The organism is Psychrobacter sp. Ps1 (assembly GCF_022129425.1).
Classification (GTDB): domain Bacteria; phylum Pseudomonadota; class Gammaproteobacteria; order Pseudomonadales; family Moraxellaceae; genus Psychrobacter.
In genome coordinates this window covers 105,097-124,116 of record NZ_JADQAN010000001.1, presented here as the reverse complement: position 1 = coordinate 124,116, position 19,020 = coordinate 105,097, and the positions used below count along the sequence as shown (strand labels likewise).

At 43.1% G+C, this 19,020-nt stretch carries 15 protein-coding genes; 6 read left to right on the top strand and 9 right to left on the bottom strand.

Annotation, left to right across the window (positions count from 1 at the left end):
- The first annotated feature begins 24 nt into the window (after positions 1 to 24).
- Positions 25 to 690: a DUF924 family protein gene (locus I3249_RS00510; RefSeq protein ID WP_238068028.1), complete on the top strand. Its 666-nt coding sequence runs from the start codon at positions 25 to 27 to the stop codon at positions 688 to 690.
- A gap of 283 nt (positions 691 to 973) precedes the next feature.
- Here I3249_RS00510 and I3249_RS00505 read toward each other — a convergent pair whose 3' ends face one another.
- Positions 974 to 1,852 (bottom strand): ribonuclease HII, encoded by an 879-nt coding sequence (locus tag I3249_RS00505; RefSeq protein ID WP_238068027.1) that lies wholly within the window; start codon positions 1,850 to 1,852, stop codon positions 974 to 976.
- Positions 1,853 to 1,874: 22 nt separating this feature from the next.
- Entirely contained in the window at positions 1,875 to 3,191 is a 1,317-nt protein-coding gene (lpxB, locus tag I3249_RS00500) for a lipid-A-disaccharide synthase (protein ID WP_238068026.1), read from the bottom strand.
- 428 nt (positions 3,192 to 3,619) lie between these two features.
- On the opposite strand from lpxB, the gene I3249_RS00495 reads away from it, so the two are divergent.
- Positions 3,620 to 4,702 (top strand): 3-deoxy-7-phosphoheptulonate synthase, encoded by a 1,083-nt coding sequence (locus I3249_RS00495; protein WP_238068025.1) that lies wholly within the window; start codon positions 3,620 to 3,622, stop codon positions 4,700 to 4,702.
- Positions 4,703 to 4,879: 177 nt separating this feature from the next.
- Here the strand turns inward: I3249_RS00495 and pepN are convergent, their stop codons facing one another.
- Positions 4,880 to 7,480 carry an aminopeptidase N gene (gene pepN, locus I3249_RS00490; protein ID WP_238068086.1) on the bottom strand — a complete coding sequence of 867 codons (2,601 nt, stop codon included), beginning with the start codon at positions 7,478 to 7,480 and terminating at the stop codon, positions 4,880 to 4,882.
- A 429-nt stretch (positions 7,481 to 7,909) separates the two neighbouring features.
- Here pepN and I3249_RS00485 point away from each other — a divergent pair, with 429 nt between their 5' ends.
- The 3 genes from I3249_RS00485 to I3249_RS00475 all read left to right on the top strand — a co-directional run bounded on the left by I3249_RS00485 (position 7,910) and on the right by I3249_RS00475 (position 10,220).
- On the top strand, positions 7,910 to 8,518 hold the full coding sequence (locus I3249_RS00485) for a DUF6231 family protein (protein ID WP_238068024.1): 609 nt from the start codon (positions 7,910 to 7,912) through the stop codon (positions 8,516 to 8,518).
- A gap of 141 nt (positions 8,519 to 8,659) precedes the next feature.
- Positions 8,660 to 9,178, top strand: coding sequence for a peptidoglycan-associated lipoprotein Pal (pal, locus tag I3249_RS00480; protein ID WP_057760480.1), 519 nt, complete (start codon positions 8,660 to 8,662; stop codon positions 9,176 to 9,178).
- Positions 9,179 to 9,404: 226 nt separating this feature from the next.
- Positions 9,405 to 10,220 carry a 4'-phosphopantetheinyl transferase superfamily protein gene (locus tag I3249_RS00475; RefSeq protein ID WP_238068023.1) on the top strand — a complete coding sequence of 272 codons (816 nt, stop codon included), beginning with the start codon at positions 9,405 to 9,407 and terminating at the stop codon, positions 10,218 to 10,220.
- Between the two features lie 136 nt (positions 10,221 to 10,356).
- On the opposite strand, the gene I3249_RS00470 is transcribed toward I3249_RS00475, so the two are convergent.
- The gene (locus I3249_RS00470) at positions 10,357 to 11,208 is read right to left on the bottom strand and encodes a hypothetical protein (RefSeq protein WP_238068022.1); all 852 of its coding nucleotides are present in this window, start codon (positions 11,206 to 11,208) and stop codon (positions 10,357 to 10,359) included.
- A gap of 593 nt (positions 11,209 to 11,801) precedes the next feature.
- On the opposite strand from I3249_RS00470, the gene I3249_RS00465 reads away from it, so the two are divergent.
- The gene (locus tag I3249_RS00465; RefSeq protein WP_238068021.1) at positions 11,802 to 12,560 is read left to right on the top strand and encodes an IclR family transcriptional regulator; all 759 of its coding nucleotides are present in this window, start codon (positions 11,802 to 11,804) and stop codon (positions 12,558 to 12,560) included.
- 201 nt (positions 12,561 to 12,761) lie between these two features.
- On the opposite strand, the gene mmsB is transcribed toward I3249_RS00465, so the two are convergent.
- From mmsB to I3249_RS00440, 5 genes are all read right to left on the bottom strand, one after another.
- A complete protein-coding gene (mmsB, locus tag I3249_RS00460) occupies positions 12,762 to 13,712 on the bottom strand; it encodes a 3-hydroxyisobutyrate dehydrogenase (protein WP_238068020.1) in 951 nt (316 codons plus the stop codon).
- Positions 13,713 to 13,881: 169 nt separating this feature from the next.
- Complete coding sequence (locus I3249_RS00455) at positions 13,882 to 15,165, bottom strand: enoyl-CoA hydratase/isomerase family protein (RefSeq protein ID WP_238068019.1); 1,284 nt, start codon at positions 15,163 to 15,165, stop codon at positions 13,882 to 13,884.
- 54 nt (positions 15,166 to 15,219) lie between these two features.
- Complete coding sequence (locus I3249_RS00450) at positions 15,220 to 16,002, bottom strand: enoyl-CoA hydratase (protein ID WP_238068018.1); 783 nt, start codon at positions 16,000 to 16,002, stop codon at positions 15,220 to 15,222.
- 32 nt (positions 16,003 to 16,034) lie between these two features.
- Complete coding sequence (locus I3249_RS00445) at positions 16,035 to 17,195, bottom strand: acyl-CoA dehydrogenase family protein (RefSeq protein ID WP_238068017.1); 1,161 nt, start codon at positions 17,193 to 17,195, stop codon at positions 16,035 to 16,037.
- A 219-nt stretch (positions 17,196 to 17,414) separates the two neighbouring features.
- Complete coding sequence (locus tag I3249_RS00440; protein ID WP_238068016.1) at positions 17,415 to 18,899, bottom strand: CoA-acylating methylmalonate-semialdehyde dehydrogenase; 1,485 nt, start codon at positions 18,897 to 18,899, stop codon at positions 17,415 to 17,417.
- Positions 18,900 to 19,020 lie beyond the last annotated feature (121 nt).

Below are 19,020 nucleotides of genomic sequence, written 5' to 3'. Positions count from 1 at the left end.
AATTCATCATAATTAGAATATCTTATGGCACTCTCAACCGATTATTCCACCTCAGCCAGTCGATCCCATTCATCACAATTGGATCCGAAAAACATAGATTTGACTTATCTAGATCCTGATGCGCGTGCCGTGTTGGATTTTTGGTTTGATAAAAACAATGAGGCGTACTGGTTTGAAAAAAGCGATCGTTTTGATAAGCAAATACAGGATAAGTTTGGTGATATTTGGCACGCAGCGAAACAAGGTGAATGTGTCACTTGGCGTATCGCAGAGTCCTCATTAGATGGTAATAGCTCGATAACGGCGTTGGCAGGACGCTTGGCAGAAATTATTGTGCTGGATCAGTTTTCACGCAATTTATGTCGCGGACAAGCAAGTGCATTTGCGCAAGACGGTATGGCATTAGCACTCGCCCAAGAAGCCATTCAACAGCCTTATTTTGATACGCTACCGATGCAATGGCGTAGATTTATTATCATACCGTTTATGCACTCCGAGTCGGCCATGATTCATAAGCGTTATCTACCGCTATTTGAGCAATTAGATGATGCAAATACATTAGATTTTGAACATCGTCACAAACAAATCATCGATCAATTCGGGCGATATCCACATCGCAACGAGGTACTAGGGCGCAAATCAACTGAGGATGAAAAGAACTTTTTAAAACAGCCTAATTCATCGTTTTAGGCCACATTCCTAGTATTGCACAAAGGTAGTCAAAGTTATTATGCAAAAAATTATTACATAAAAAGAAGGTCTGAATCATATCACTGGTTCAGACCTTCTTTTTTACGATAAATATTTAGAAAGTATTAGATACTTATCAGTAATTTACCTTACCAGTAGTAAACGTAAATGACTGCTGCTCTAATGTTTTATCGTCAACCAAAATATCAAAGCTGACCCCATCATATCTTTAAAACGAGATAATGCATATTAGAAATCAGCTTTTTATCTACTTCTTTTATAGCTACTGTATTTCTAGCGCTTTTCTTACTGGTGCAAAACTACGTCTATGCGTTGGCAAGATACCATGTTTTTCAATTGCTTCCATGTGTGCGCGCGTCGGATAGCCTTTGTGTTTAGCAATACCGTATTCCGGATATTGAGCATCCAGTGTATACATCGATTCATCACGACTTACTTTTGCCAATATACTGGCCGCTGCAATACTAGTATGACGCGCATCGCCTTTTACCCACGCTTGGCAATCAATCGCAAATGGCGCTACCTCTAACTTTTTAAAGCTATCATAATTCAAGTCAGGACAACGATTTCCATCAAATAGTACTTCGACTTTAAATTGATTGAGCGACGTACTTTTAGCATTTTCCGCGGTCGAAAAGCTTTTAAAAATCACTTCTAGCAACGATTCGGTACATAAGCGCATACCAAGCATTGTTGCCTGCAAGATATTCACTTGATCGATTACTGCTGCTGGTATATCAGCGATGATATAACCGATAGCATGCTGCTGAACCAATGGATAAAGGATATCGCGCTTTTTTTCACTCAGTTGTTTGGAATCTGTCAGTATCGATAACGGCGTGTCTTTGAGCGGTTGTTCCTCAATCAATCCTGACCAGGTCGCAGGTAATATTGCCGCCGCCACATTGACACTACCTAGTAATGGCCCACGTCCTGCTTCATCAACGCCGATTTGCAGTATTGACTGCTCTGTCTCTTGGTTATCATAACTGAGATATTGGGTAAGCAGCTCAGCGGTATTCATTTGCCCATATAAACGTATGGGCGCTGCTAACTGTATATATTGTCCTTTCACATCAATATGCTCAATATTGATGTCAATCGTTTGAACTGAGCTTTCTGTATGTTGGTTGATATGCATAATATTAAAAGGTCTTTCTTGTTTAATTGGAATTAATGGTATCGGTATTTTGGATAAACCACTGTTCAATCACGCTGTTTGCAGGCTCATGGTTGCTTTGCTGTTGTAGCGACTGCTTTGTCACTAGTAAGTCGTGTAATTGCTCAGCATAAGCGCGTGGTTGCAGCAATCGCATCACGGTACGGCAGATATTGTCACCGCTCGCCTGCTCTTGAATCAGCTCAGGCACAATCGGTGCATTAGCCAATATATTAGGCAATGCCACATATGGCACTTTTACCAGACGCTTGGCTATTTGGTAAGTCAACTGATTTAATTGATAGACCACTACCATCGGCCGTTCAAGCAGCATTGCCTCCAGCGTTGCTGTCCCAGATGCCAGCATCACGATATCTGATGCCGCCATGGCATGTTGGCTAAATTCTGGCTGGGTATCATCGTAGACCACTACAATTGCTGCACGCAGCTGCTCTGAGCGTTGGTCGATCACCTCTTGCACAATATATTGATGGTTTTGATCGACCGTTGGAATGATAAAGCACAGCTTAGGATCTAACAGGATTAACTTTTGGATACCATCAAGCATCAGTGGCAGAATCGCTGTAATTTCACCGCGCCTAGAGCCTGGCATCACACAAATAAGCTGACTCACATCATCAAAGCGTTCAATAAAAAACTGCTGCAACCCATCATTGTCCCAAACGAGCTCACTGCGACGTTGGTTGATTGGCGTATCGATCAGGTTCTGATCAATGGTTCGTAGTAATGGATGACCCACACAGATCGCCGGATGGTTATGTCGCTCATAAACTGGCAACTCAAACGGGAATAGGCATAGCACCAAATTGGTCGCCGCTTTAATATTATGGATACGCGACTCACGCCATGCCCAGATAGAAGGACTGACGTACTGCACACAGAACACGCCTTGGGGCTTTAGTTTTTTGGATACTCGCAAATTAAAATCAGGCGCATCAATACCAACGAACCAATCAATATTGGCAGCCTTAAATGCGCTCAGTAGCTCGCGGCGCGCTTTGAGCAAATCGGGTAGCTGCGACATGACTTCAACCAGACCCATCACTGCCAAACGCTCTAATGGGAAAATACTCTGTAGCCCTTGCGCCTGCATCTTTGTACCGCCTACGCCTACCCAGACAATATCATCACGTAGATTATTCATTTGCCGCATAAAATCTGCGCCTAAGCTGTCACCAGATACCTCACCTGCGACAATGCCTATTACTAGCGGCGTAGCATTTATATTTGCTACTTGAGAATCCGTCTCGGCTTGATGAATGAGGTCAGTATGGTGATGAGACGTAGCAGAATCTGTCATGACAAGCTCTCGATATTAGAAATACACAAAATAAAATAAACCGTTATTATAAAATATAACGTAATAAATCAGCGATACGACTCATAGATAATGTGCGCACTCATCCGTACTGTTTGAATGACACAGTTTGGGCCACCCATCGCTAATGTTGCTATCATACTTGACGATGATACAAATAGCGAAATTCACGCATAAAATCTGAGCGTTATGCACCAAAAACTCAATCAACTCTTATTAATAGATAGAAAAACCAAATGCTAAACGTGCATTTAGAACGTCAAATATCACGCTAAGTCTCTATGAGTATAACTAAGTTTTAGTTTCCTCATTCCAGTTATCAGTCAATTAACTGCTCGACTACCCTTGTCAACCAACACTTTTGTCCGCATAATGATTATTCCTATAAATCAGCTAGACGATATATAACCATGACAACATCAGTTACCCATAATGCAGATATTGACGACGTGAATATTGAAAAATTTATTCCTTTAATTACTCCCGCCGAGCTAAAAGCCGAGCTGCCTCTGTCAGACGACGCGTATAACACCGTACTAAAAGGTCGTAATACTATTCAAGATATCTTGGATGGTAAAGACAAGCGTTTGTTTGTGGTCATTGGCCCTTGCTCTATTCACGATATCAAAGCCGCTCACGAATATGCCGATCGTTTAGCCGTATTGGCAAAAGAAATCGAAGACAGTGTATTTGTGGTCATGCGTGTTTATTTTGAAAAACCTCGTACGACGGTTGGTTGGAAAGGCATGATCAACGACCCTGACATGAATGACAGCTTTGATATAGAAAAAGGCTTGCGCACGGCTCGTAAATTGTTACTTGATCTGAATGAAAAAGGTCTACCTTGCGCGACTGAAGCACTTGACCCAAATACACCGCAGTACATTCAGGATCTAATCAGCTGGTCAGCCATTGGTGCACGTACCACTGAGAGCCAAACGCATCGCGAAATGAGCTCTGGTTTATCATGCCCAGTTGGCTTCAAAAATGGTACCGATGGTGGTATGACGGTTGCTGTAAATGCCATGCAAGCGGTTAAAGAAGGTCATAGCTTCTTAGGTCTATCATCAGATGGTAAAGTCTCTATCATCAAATCTAAAGGTAACCCTTACGCGCACGTGGTACTTCGCGGTGGTAACGGTAAACCTAACTATGATGAAACTGCAGTAGCCCAAGTTGAAAACGAGCTGGCAAAAGGCAAGACCAATAGCAAGATTATGATTGACTCTAGCCATGCTAACTCAGGTAAAGACCCTTACCTACAACCGATGGTTATCAAAAACGTTGCCGAACAAATTCAAAATGGTAATAAATCAATTATCGGTATGATGATTGAGAGTCACTTAAAAGGCGGCAATCAAAAATTGACTACTGATTTAAGCCAGCTTGAGTACGGCAAATCTATCACCGATGGTTGTCTAGATTGGGATAGCACCGTCACAGCATTACGTGACTTACGTGATATGGTGAAAGATGTGCTACCAAATCGCTAATCGCTATCAGCGATAATTTATCGTCGAGCAAACCATAAAAAGCCCCTTTTGCACTGATGCGAAAGGGGCTTTTTATTTACGAAAATCTTATAAGAAACACTCTATTCTCAAACTTGATTAGCAATGACCATCACGATACATGTTTCATTAATTGGTCAGAGCTAACCCTGTTTTCAATTAGCTATTTGCAGCACCTAACACGCTCTCTAAGCTTTCGAGCACATGCTTAGATGAGACATTCTTCTGTAAATCTACTAGCTGCTCATGCGCCATTTGACGACGAGGCTCAGCCAACGTATTCCAGCGGGCCAGTACTTGCAGTAAGCGTGATGCCAGTACAGGATTGGCATCATCTAGCTTTTTAATCACGCCCGTATACATCTCTAGACCTTCTACCGTCCAGAGTACCGTCGATTGCGAGCTAAAAGCGCTGATAACTGAGCGGACACGGTTAGGCGTATTCCAATCAAAGTCCGTGTGCGTTAGTAGCGACTTGACCATATCAGGTGTCACATCGTCGGCGGCAGCTTGGACACTGAACCACAGATCGATAACCAAATCATTTGCTTGGAAACGCTCATAGAAGTCTGCTAAGTACTTATCTGCATCTACCAGCTGATGATTGACCATGGCCTTCAATGCACCAAAGCGCTCAGTCATACAGCTCGCATTGTCATACTGCTGCTGTGCCCAGTCTGCTGCATCATCCACATTCGCCGTCAATGCCATATCAAGTACGACATTACGCAGCGCACGAATGCCTCGAGCTTCAGCGCTATCCTCATAAGACTGCATTGGCAGATTATTGTACAGCTCAGCCCATTGGCCTTTTAACTTATCAGCCACTTGCTTGTATAGCCCATCACGCTGCTCTTTAACCAACACTGGATCGTAGTCTTTAGAAATAGCAGAAGCCAGCTCTTGCGCTGATGGAATATCAAGCAATCGTGCCGCTAGCATCGCATCATCAGCTGCTAAGACAGGCAGTGTCTGCGCTAATGCTTCTAGGTATACATCAGGGTTGCTCTTCGTACCTTGGCCTTGCAGCAAAATACGATTTACCAGCATTTGAGTTACTTGCCAGCGGTTAAACCCATTGGTTTCATGCTTAAGCAAAAACGCTAAGTCTGCATCTTGGTAGTCATAGTTAAGCTGTACTGGTGCACTAAAATCACGCAGTAATGACACGACAGGCTCGCTCGCTACATTCTCAAAGACAAACGTTTGCGTCGCCTCGTCAAGCAATAACATACGCTCAGCGACGATAGCGCCTGAGTCTTTATCAAACAATGCCGTTGCTACTGGTATCGGCAATGGTTTTGGCGCATCAAAGCCTTTGACATGGCGTGTTTGCTGATTCAAAGTAATGGTCAGCGTCTGTGCGGTGCTATCGTAAGTTTGAGAGCCCGATACCACTGGCGTACCAGGCTGACGATACCAATCAATGAAATTCTCGATTTTTTCATCAGTGATACTAAGTGCTGATAAAAAGTCCTCAACCGTTACCGCTTGTCCATCATAGCGACGGAAGTACTCATCTGTTCCTTTTCGGAAATCATCTGGCCCTAACGTATTGGCAATCATACGCACAATTTCAGCGCCTTTCTCATAGACAGTCGTTGTATAAAAATTATTAATCTCAACGAAGCTCTCAGGACGTACTGGATGCGCTAATGGACCTGCATCTTCGCTGAATTGATGTGCACGCAAGGTCGCCACGTCATCAATACGCTGCACCGCACTTGACTGCTGATCTGCTGAAAATGACTGATCACGGTAAACGGTAAAGCCTTCTTTCAAACAAAGCTGGAACCAATCACGGCAGGTAATACGGTTACCAGTCCAGTTATGAAAATACTCATGAGCAATAATGGCTTTTACGCTAAAGCTGCGCGCATCGGTGGTCGTTTCAGGGCTAGATAACACGCAAGCAGTATTAAAAATATTCAAGCCCTTATTTTCCATCGCACCCATATTAAACTGGCTGACCGCCACAATCATGTAGCGATCTAGATCGTAGGCTCGACCATAATTGACCTCATCCCACTTCATGGCATCTTTTAGGGCTTGCATACCGACATCGCATTTATCGATATCAGCAGACTTGGCATACAACTCAAGCAATACTTCTCGACCTTCGCTAGTCGTATAAGAATCTGTCAATACATCTAAATCAGCAACCACACAGGCAAATAGATAGCTTGGCTTATTGGTTGGATCGTGCCAGATGGCATAATGGCGGTCGGGTGCATCGACTACTTCACCTGCTTCGACTAAGTTCCCATTGGCCAATAATGTTGGATAACGCTTATCTGCTTCAAGTCGCGTGGTAAATATCGCCAACACATCAGGGCGATCAGGATAAAAAGTAATCTTACGAAAACCTTCTGGCTCACACTGAGTCACAAACATCGTGTCGTCACCACTACCGGCCATATATAGGCCTTCAAGCGCCGTATTAGTCTGTGGGCAGATACGCACTTGAATATCTAAAGTAGCTCGCTCAGGAGCATTATGAATCGTCAGCTTACCCGCTTCCTGCTGATAATCCTCAGTGCTCAGTGCCTTACCATTCATCGTAATCGTTAGCAGCTCTAATGACTCACCAAATAAGACAATATCCCCTGCCGTTTGGCGTACCATCTCAAGCGTACTGTCTACCTGCGCGTAGTCTTCAAACAGCTTAATATCTAAATGTACCGTATCGACATCAAAACTTGGTTTGGTATAGTCTTTTAAGTTAATCTTACTTGGCGTATGGGGCGGCACATCTGGCATTTCAGGATTGATGATTTGTGCATCAGTTTCAGCAGTAGACATATGGCGTCCTATTATTATCGGTGGTTTGGTTATAAGGTATTTTTACTGGGGATGAGTAATATATGATTAATATCATTTTACTATTTGCAAAAGGCACTAGTGCAAATAAAGACCTTATCTTTAGGCTAACTAATCAGCTAAGCGCTTAATAAACTAAGCACATACACAAAACTTCGCAGTGACTAAGCTAACTTCATTACTAAATTGATTTTCTCATCAAGCTTATAGCTAGATTGACCTAAATCACTAAATTTCAAGTATGTAAAGTAAGATATCGTCGGTTCAAGATGATTTAAATATGAAACATACGTTATCAATTGGATAATGTCGTTGAAAATGATTTAATAGTCATACTGATGACCTATCATTTAACTAACGGCCTATTATATGACAAAAAATACGGTGAAACGCGCAGACATTACCCTACCTTTGCTTATAGAGTATGTTGATGCGCTACTACCCTCATTGACGGCTCAGACAGAACAGTCACCTGAGCATAACAAAGATAATAGTGAAGCATTATGGGTAACACATAACCATGCGGATTTATTAGCACTACAAGCCCAACTTGACGATACTACATCTACTAACGAGAACACTGAAGCAAGGCTGAACGCACAACACTTATCAACGTTATCAGATCTTGCTAAACAGCATGTACCTGATCGTTATGAGCTTGCTTGCTTTTGGCTGCCTACCTTGTCAGAAGAGCTGACTCAACACTATGTGCCGCTACTGATGCGCTACCGTGACCTGTATGCCGCGCATTTGCTTATTGCATTGGACAGCTCGATAGACCTAAAACCTTACGGCTTTACGCCATTTGATATATTGAATGAGCCATCTCTAAATATTGATGACATTCAATCTATTACCTCATCAACCGTTACTGCGACGCTTTGGCAATTTAATCTATATGACTACAAACAACTCCCAAATTGGCTCAATGCTGATTACTGGGCCAACCCTGAAAACTGGGGCAAGCACCGCTGGTAATATGCTCGATTTTATCTATCGTAATTTACAGTAAAAATACTTACATAAATTAACATTTAGTATATTATAGATAGAGATTGCCTAAGTTTTATCGGAAGCAGTTTAAAAAAACAAATTTAATTAAAATTTTAGGAGCTCGTCATGTCAATCAGTTTTTCTAAGATCGCTGTTCTTGCTGTATTATCAAGCGCCGTTGCACTAACCACTGGTTGTGCTACCAAGCGTTCTACCTCAGAAGTTGTCGTTGCCCCACTAGGTATTCCAGGTGGACAAGTTGGCTACAATGGTGCGGTTATCGTTGATAACTCAAACGCTGTCATCACTGGCGCTGAGAATATTCAAGCAGTGGTCTACTTTGCCTTTGATAGCAGCGAAATTACTGCTCAATCAGCGAGTGTCCTTAACCAACACGTAAGCCTATTAAATTCAAACCCAGCAGCGACTGTCGTTATCGCAGGTCACACTGATGAGCGTGGTAGCCGTGAATATAACATGGCACTAGGTGAGCGACGCGCACAAGCTGCACGTAACTACCTTGCTGCTCAAGGTGTCACTGCAAACAATATCCGTGTGATTAGCTATGGTGAAGAGCGCCCTGCAGCAGCTGGCAACACTGAAGACGCGTATGCACAAAACCGTCGTGCTGAGCTGTCTTACTAAATTGTGATTTAGCGTTATTTATAGAGTTTGATAGTTTAATTAAAGCCCAGCAATAGTATATTGCTGGGCTTTTGATATTCTTGACCAGATAATTAAATATAGATTATTTAGACATAGCTATTGAGATATGACTATCTATGAGCAAAATACTAAATACATAGCGTTCAGACTTACACAATTTTATATACTCAATTCTATAATAATCGTTTTTGATGACTATTAATATATGCCGACTTCTAACCTCACCCAGATACAGTATACTCAACTCGACACCACGACATGGTGTGTGACTGCTCAAGTGAGTGAGTCAGTCAGTCATTTAGTCACTGGAAGCTTGTGGAATAAGTTATTATGGTTGTCATCCTGTAATACGTCGTATAAAGGCATCATTAAGCTCAATAATCTAAGCTGGCACTATCAGGTGGCGACAGCAGCACCTAGACACTCAGTACCTGCTCTAGCACGTAAACAGCGTCAGCAGCAGCGGCAAGGCGTCAGGCAACTATTACAAGAGCTGCTCAAAAAATTAGAAATAGATGACACCTTGGATGAGTCAAGTTTTCCCTATCGGCTTGTTAATAGTCAGCATTATGTATGCTTTAGCCATACAGGAACTAATAGTTCGAAGCAAACTACAGAATCGAATCAGACAAATTTTACACGTTTACACAGCAAAATAGCGGTTGTTATCAGTCGTCAGCGTCCTGCTGGTATCGATATAGAGAGTAATAATATTTCGTGGCATGTAGTCAAGCGTTTCTATTCAAAGAGCGAATTGGCTATTTTACAGGAGCTATCTACAGATCAGCGTGAACGCACCGCCAAACTGTTATGGCAAATAAAAGAAAGTTTTATCAAAGTGAACCAATATACATTAGCTCAAGGCTTGGGTATGGATTACTCTCACCTTATTTCTAGCTTAATCGAGAATGATAAAGAGATTAACTCTACCTCTGTACCCAATGATAGTGAGGATGCTAACTGCCAATCTGTTTACCGCATTGCCGCGTTACAATCTCAGCAAACTGTCATTGTTTTTTGAGCAGAGTTTTCTGAGTAAAGTTCAAACCTGATTTTTAGAATATCTTTCAATACTTTATTTTAAGCATAAAAAAACGACCCTAAAAAGGATCGTTTTTTTATTTTCTACTAATGACAGTCTTTAAACTGTGATTAGATTAGAAACGGTAAGTTGCACCAAGTTTAACAATTGGGAACCACTCTAACCAATCTTTATCTTCTAAATCTTTCTCAGCTTGGTCAGCTACAAGTTCTGCATCTGGATTAGTATTACCAGCTACGCGATTAATTGTTGCAGTGGTTTTACCCATATATGCTGCGCCAACTTCACCAAACAAACCAAAATTGTTAGTAATATTAGGACGGAAACCAACTGTTAGGTAAGGTGCTAACTTGTTACGATGTTCAATAGTCCCTTCTAAAGCACCTACGTCACTTAATAGATACTTTTCACCATTAACACTGTAATACGCGTCGTCACCACTACCCTCAGGATTTGCACGCACATCAATATCGTTGTCAGGAACGATGATACCAGCACCCATCGTGAACCAGTTACCAGTAGGACGTAATTGCACACCTAAGTAAGGATTGCTAAAATCACTATCAACATCATAATTGATGTCATTTGCGTCAAAATCACCGCCGAAAAGGTCAGCTACATCGCCACCTGCCCAACCAGCTTGCAGTTCAACTTTTTCGTTTAGTGACCAACCAATGTTAGCACCATATCCCAAAGAACCAACTTCAGCACTAACTGACGCTGGGTTCACTACTTTATTAAAGAAACCTTTAGTGCCACCAACAACAGCGCCAGTAGTGTTGCTTACTACACCAGCGTCAGCATTGTATGCATAAGAAGTAGGTTCTGCTTGATAAGCAACTGCAACTGGCTCAGCTTCATATGCGACTGCAGCATTGTTATCAACAACGATAACTGGCTCAGCAGCTAATGCAGCAGTTGATGCTAGAACAGCAGCAGAGATTGCCGTCAATTTAATCAATTTCATAATTATTCTCCTAAAGTGTGAAATAAACCCGCCCATAAAAAACGATGATTGTGCTTTTTTTAAACCATCATTTTGTTGAGGTGATTAAAACAATTCTGACTTGAAAAGTCACCCCTACTGATGCTGTTTTTATTTGCCATTATGTAAAGATTGCATAGGTACTGTAATAATTGCTACACCAATCTGCAAAAATTCGCCTTTATGTTACATAACGTCCTTAAAGTAACCAAACAGCGTAAACAGGAGACTTCGCTTGCTTATTGTTTATGTAAGGGTATTGCAAAACATGTCCACATAATTATCTAGAACGCACTTTGAATCAATGACAGTTATATGGCTTAACCTTACAGAATAGTATGCCTTGTGAATTGACGTATCTATTGTTACTTATATAAGAGAATCTACGCCAATAAATAAAACGATATAAATGATCTCATATAACGCGACTAACGCTTGCCTCAAGCGAATATTATGCTAAATTAGTTGTTATAACAGATTTGTTATAGAACGTCAGTATTGTCACTATTTGTCTTAGTTATGAAAACCTTGTGATGCTGTCTGCTCTATTTCTTTACTCCTACTGAGTCATATATATGCCTAAAGTATCTTCGATTACCCGTGTACTAGAAATCATAGAAGCAGTGTCCTATGCTTCAAAACCGCTTTCTCCACTCGAGCTCTCACAAGAGCTAGATATTCCTAAACCGACCATTCATAGATTGATTCAAAACTTGGTTGATGATGGTTTTTTGACTGTTGATATTGGTGGCGGCATTATCCCTGGTAAGCGCGTGCGCAACTTGAGCGTTGAGCTATGGCAACAACGACTGTTCTTTAACGAGCGACAGATGATTTTGCAAAAACTGGTTGATGAGCTTAAAGAAACGTGCGGTATCGGCATCCCCTATCATATGGATATGATCTATACCAACCGAGCTCAGACGACCTTGCCACTACAGATTTATCTTCCTGTCGGGGCAAAGTCACCTATGTGGTGTACAGCGACTGGCAAGCTATATCTAAGCCAACTATCTACAACTAGCCGTATGAAAATACTACAAGGGTTGCCACTAGATAAGTTTACTAAGAATACGATTACTGATATCGATGCATTAAATGCCGAGCTTGATCGCATTGCTGATACTGGTATCGGCATCGATAATGAGGAGTTTATCTCTGAGATGGTGGCAGTGGCTGTACCTATACTCGACAAAAAGTCACGCTATCTGGCTTCTCTCTATTTGCATGCACCAACTATACGAGTATCACTCGACGATCTGCTGACTCATGTACCACGCCTACAGAAAGCTGCGCAAGACGTTCAGACGCTCGTCTACGATCTGCAAAGCTAACACAGTCTATTAGCCATAAAAAAAGGTCTACGCTATGATTTTAGCGTAGACCTTTTTTCTTTTTAGCAAATGCATTCTCTTAATTAATGCTACCTACTAATGATACGAAAAATTCTTAATATTAGTATCTTTAAGAATTGGTATTCCTAAAAATTGATATGTCTAAGAAGGTTACATTCAAAAGAGAAGCAGTCAAGAGAGTCATGTTTGAGACAATAATGAGACGTCATGACGTCCGATAATACTAGAAAAATCTTTATCACCATTCTCTACAGTATGTGAGGCATATAACTCTGTTGCTTTGGCACCCATTGGTGTTTCTACTTCAGTGTCTTGAGCAGTCTGCATCGCAAGGTTCAGATCTTTTTGCATCAATTTGCTCATAAAGCCGCCTTGATAGCCATTGCTAGACGGCACATTTTCCATGACTTGTGGATAAGGGTTATAAACTTCTAATGTCCAGTTACGCCCTGAGCTCTGTAGCATAATGTCTGATAGCACTTTGGGATCTAAGCCGTTCTTGACGCCTAGATTAATCGCTTCTGCCGTGCCCGCCATCAAGATACCTAACAGCATGTTGTTGCAAATTTTAGCCACTTGTCCCGCGCCGTGCTCGCCAGCATGAAAGATGTTTTTCCCCATCACGGCAAGTATTGGCTCAGCCTTGGCAAAAGCTTCAACGCTACCACCAACAATAAAAGTTAAACTACCCGCAATTGCTCCGCCTGTACCACCAGAGACCGGTGCATCCAAAAAGTCGATACCTGCTTTACTTGCCGCCTCTGCTACTGTCCTTGCATCAGCCGCCGCAATCGTACTACTGTCAATCACAAGCGTGCCTTTTGGTAACTCTGCGAGCAATCCATCAGAGCCACTATCGCCTAAATATACAGAATGTACATGCTGACCTGCAGGTAACATACTAATCACGACTTGAGCATTACTTGCAGCGTCTTTAGGACTTTCTGAGACACTAGCCCCTGCTTGCTTCAAGCGCTTAGTCGCTGCATCAGACAAGTCAAACACAGATAGCGCGTAACCTGCCTTTAATAAGTTCTCTGCCATTGGCGCACCCATATTACCAAGCCCAATGAAGGCGATATTTGGTTTAGAGTTATTATTATCCATCGTACTTGTATCCTTTGTACCCATCTCATCACTCCTTGATGATTTATGATGTAGCTATTGCTACATACTATTTAACAGTATTTATTAGTGAATCTTGATTATTAATGAATGCTGCTATCTTATGTCTTAGCACCTTTCTTTAAAACTTTATGAAATCGCTGACAGTCTTACGTTATAAATCTCTTTTAGGCAACTAGCCGACGTATTGACTACCCAAAGCGTCACTACCTAACCAATCGCTCAAAGGATGCTCACCTTTTGCATAAGGATTGACAAAATGCTGGTCGATATACGCCTGCCCTTCTACACTGATACAATCTACTAATGAGCGCGACCATTTAGGACTTCTATCTTTATCAATCAATAATGCCCGTACACCTTCTTTGAAGTCAGGATTGGCCGCGCAATGTACTGCGACGTTGGTTTCTAAATACAGGACTTGTTCAATCGATAAATCGGCGACTTTGTAATACAGCGCATAGGTTAATGCAGCCGTTACTGGGCAGCCATGGCGATAAGTGGCGACTGCGCGCTGCGTCCAGCTGTCTGCTGCAAAATCTTGGTTTAGCTGCATGAGTGCTGCATCGCTTTGTAGCAGCGTATCGATATCAGCCAAACCGCCACTATTCATCAGTTGCTGGATAGGTTGCCAATATGTTGCCAGCTTACTATCTGGCAGTTCGGCTACGGGCAGTTCAGCAAGCGCACGACTAACAATACTATGTGCGCTATTGTCATGGCACTTATCTGCACTGCTAGTGTTATCGACTGCCTGCCAGTTGCTCTGTCTGAGGCGCTGCATGACGGCATCATAGTCATGGCTGGCAACGGCATACTCTGCCAGATTGGCCAATAGCGCGTCACTGCCATTGCACATCGCGCCAGTTAGACCTAAAAACAAACCCGTCTTAGCAGGCATACGCTGCAAAAACCAACTGCCAGATGCATCAGGGAACAGTCCAATAGTGACCTCAGGCATGGCAAAACGTGTGCGCTCAGTGACTAGACGATGACTACATCCTGCCATCAGTCCCATACCGCCGCCCATGATGATACCGTCACCCCAAAGTATTAGTGGTTTCGGATAAAAATGCATTTGACGATAAAGACGATATTCGTGACTGAAAAACTCAGTAGCATAAGGGTTTGGCATCGGTGCACTGGTAGACATGCTGTCATAAAGCTTACGGATATCACCGCCCGCACAAAAGGCCTTATCGCCTGCACCTTTTAACACAATCGCCACTACTTGGTCATTCGCTTGCCACTCCTCTAACTGCGCTGCTAGCAGTTGGCACATGTCAACACTGAGCGCATTAAGCGATTTTGGTGTATTGAGTGTCATTACCCCAATTAGGTGCCCACAATCTGTCGGTTCAGTATTGAATAATACAGACGCTTCTTGTGCTGTATTATTGGCTGATGTTTGCGCGTTAGTGCTGTTGGTATCGTTAGTCGATGTCGTAGCTGCTGTCATAAAAGTGACCTACAAAGTTAAATAATAAAATGGCTCAAGCGTTTTGACCGCTAGTTATTTGTTTTGCCAATTGGGTTGACGCTTTTCTAAAAAGGCTTGCACCCCTTCACGCTGATCCATTGTGTCAAATAGCTTAACGAAAGCTTCACGCTCATGGATAAGATTTTGTGCAGGCGGTGTGTCTCTAGCCGCTTGAATCAGTGTTTTAGAATAACTGACAGCGACGGGTGATTGTTTAGCGACTTTTTTTGCCAAATCTTGAGCGGCTTGCAACCCCTCGCCTTTTGCAGTGACCTCTTCAACCAGACCGATACGCAATGCTATATCTGCATCGACGCGCTCGCCGCACAGTATCATGCGCTTAGCCCAACCCTCTCCTACTAACATAGCTAGGTTCTGTGTGCCGCCTGCACAGGGCAGTAATCCCACACCTGTCTCTGGCAATGCCATCTGGGCGTGCGCTTCTGCGATACGAATATCACATGCAAGCGCACATTCAAGTCCACCGCCCATCGCATAGCCATTGATGACAGCAATACTGACACCGCGATAGGCAGATAGGGCCTCAAACGCTTCGCCAAATGCAATCGCCATGCTGATGGCACGGCCTTTATCGCCGTCTGAAAAATTGTTTAAATCTGCACCAGCTGAAAAAAATTTTTCACCATCTCCATGCACGATCAATGCGTAGACATCGTCATTGGCATTGAGGTCGATAATGAGCTGCTTAAGCGCATGCAAACTGTCCATCGTCCATGTATGTGCCGGTGGGTTATTCAACGTCAATGTTGCGGTATGGCCATCAATTGATAGCTGTAGATTTGTATACTCTGTCATAAAACATCCTTGTTTCAGTAAAACGAGATAAATTAGCGAAGTTGGCTTAGCCCTTCATCTTGCAAGACTTGACGCGAAATAATCACTCGCATGATCTCATTGGTGCCTTCCAATATCTGATGCACACGCAAATCTCGTACATGACGCTCAAGTGGATATTCATTTAGATAACCATAGCCGCCGTGCAATTGCAGAGCTTCATTAGCAACATCGAAACAAAGATCCGTAGACAGACGTTTTGCCATTGCGCAGTAGGTAGACGCTTGCCCATCATTGTTGTCGACTTTATCAGCTGCTAGATACAGCATTTGGCGCGCGGCAATAGTCTGAGTCAACATATCAGCAAGTTTAAACTGTACCGACTGCAAGCTAGCAATTGGGCTGCCAAATTGACTGCGCTCTTGCACGTAACTGGTTGCCGTCTCTAACGCTGCTTGTGCCGTTCCTACCGCACAAATACCGATATTAATGCGACCACCATCGAGTCCTTTCATCGCGATACGAAAACCTTGACCTTCTTCACCTATCAGGTTTTCTACTGGCACTTTGACGTGATTAAAGCTAATTGTGCGTGTCGGCTGTGCTTTCCAGCCCATTTTGTGCTCGTTTTTGCCATATTCGATACCAGCACTATTGGCGTCTACGACGAACGCTGACACGCCTTTTGGCCCAGCAGCACCAGTACGCGCCATCACCACCAATACATCGGTTGAGCCTGCGCCAGAAATAAAGGTTTTCTCACCGTTTAGTACGTAATGCTCGCCTTGCTTCTCCGCTTTGGTACGTAAGGAGGCTGCATCAGACCCTGCATTTGGTTCTGTTAGGCAATAGCTGCCAAGCCACTCACCGCTGACCATATTGGGTAGATATTTTTTGCATAGCGTATCGCTACCATATTCACCAATCATCCATGCCGCCATATTATGAATACTCATATACGCTGCTACAGCCGTGTCGCCCCATGCAAGCTCTTCGAATACCATCGCTGAGTCCAGTCTTGGTAAGCCCAAGCCGTCATATTCTGGATTGGTGTACAGTCCCAAAAATCCAAGCTCACCAGATTTTTTGATCACATCTATTGGGAAATGCGAGTTACGATCCCATTCAGCAGCATTTGGCTTTAGCTCTTTTTGCGCAAACTGACGGGCGGTTTGGCGAAAGGCGACTTGGTCATCGGTCAATGAAAAATCCATAGGGTCATCCTTGTTCTTATAGATCGAATAGAGGGCTTAAATCTCAGATAAACATTAATAAAAGCGCTAGTAAAAATGTTGGTCAGAGATTTTATAAGACCTTAGCGCGACATGATAGCGGCATAACGATAATAAAATTGCGTTTAATAGTACCGCAAGTCGCATTATCGTCATACCGAAAACACAAAATGTCATAATGAAACAACAATGAGCGGACGACTAAATTGAAATCGTCGTGTTAACACCGCGGCTCGCTTCATCATCAAACCAACGTGCAGTGACTGTCTTTGTCTGAGTATAGAACTGGACGGCTTGCTTGCCATAAGGACCTAGGTCACCAAGCTTGCTGCCACGTGACCCTGAGAAGGAGAACATAGGTAGTGGCACAGGGATTGGCAAGTTAATACCAATTTGACCGACTTGAATGTCTTGCTGGAATTTATGTGCAGCTGCCCCTGACTGAGTAAATATCGCCGTGCCATTGCCATGTGGATTGGCATTCAATAGTGCAATCGCTTCGTCCAAGCTGTTAGCACGCATAATACATAGTACTGGACCAAAGATTTCTTCTTTATAAATTTGCATATCACTTGTGACATTATCAAAGATAGTTGGACCAACGAAGTTACCCTTTTCGAACCCTTCAACAGTAATTCCGCGACCGTCTAGAATCAAGCTCGCACCTTCTTCTACCCCAGTTCCAATCAAGTGCTCGACACGGGCCTTCGCAGCAGGCGAAATCAGTGGGCCCAAATCCTTGTCATTTTTGCCAGCTGAGACGACCAAGCTTTCTGCTTTTGCTTTAATCTCATCAATCCATTCACCAGCTGCGCCTACTAGTACGACGACTGACAGTGCCATACAGCGCTGACCAGCGGCACCAAATGCTGCGCCTGCTAGCTGATTGAGCGTTTGCTCTTTATTAGCATCAGGCAGGATAACGCCATGGTTTTTGGCACCCATCATGCACTGGGCACGTTTACCTGATTGGCTGGCACGCTCATAGACGTGTTTGCCTACATGAGTAGATCCGACAAAAGAAACGGCTTTGATATCTGGATGGTCGCAGATAGCATCGACGGTTGCTTTGCCACCATGTACCACGTTTAGAACGCCTTCTGGTACGCCCGCTTCAATCGCTAGCTCAACCAAACGCATAGTCACCATCGGATCTTGTTCAGACGGTTTTAGGATAAATGTATTACCCGTAGCAATCGCCATTGGGAACATCCATAGTGGAATCATCGCTGGGAAGTTAAATGGTGTGATACCAGCGCAAACGCCGAGTGGCTGCCAAATACTATAAGTATCGACACCTGACGCCACGTTTTCTACGAAGTCGCCGATTTGCAGATTGGCAATACCAGCGGCATGCTCTACCACTTCTAGACCGCGGAACACATCACCGCGTGCATCTGCAATCGTTTTGCCTTGCTCTGCGGTCAAGATTTCTGCCAGCTCATCCATATGATCACGAATCAAAGATTGATACTTTAAAAAGATACGCGCACGCGTGGTAATTGGCGTTTTGCGCCATGTCTCAAACGCAGTCTGTGCGGATGCAACCGCTTGGTTAATCTCATCATTGGTAGTTTGTGGCACTTTGGCGATGACTTCTTGCGTCGCAGGATCGGTGATATCGATCCATTCATCGGTGTTTGATTGTACGAACTGACCATTGATGAGCTGTTGAACGTGGTGCATAAGATATCCTTATCTTTTTTGCGAGACTACCGTGTGACGGCACCTATATATTTATTAGAAAAATAAAAGCGATGAGTATTTGTCTGTAAAGCATTATTAAAAACTGAATTTTAAAATGATT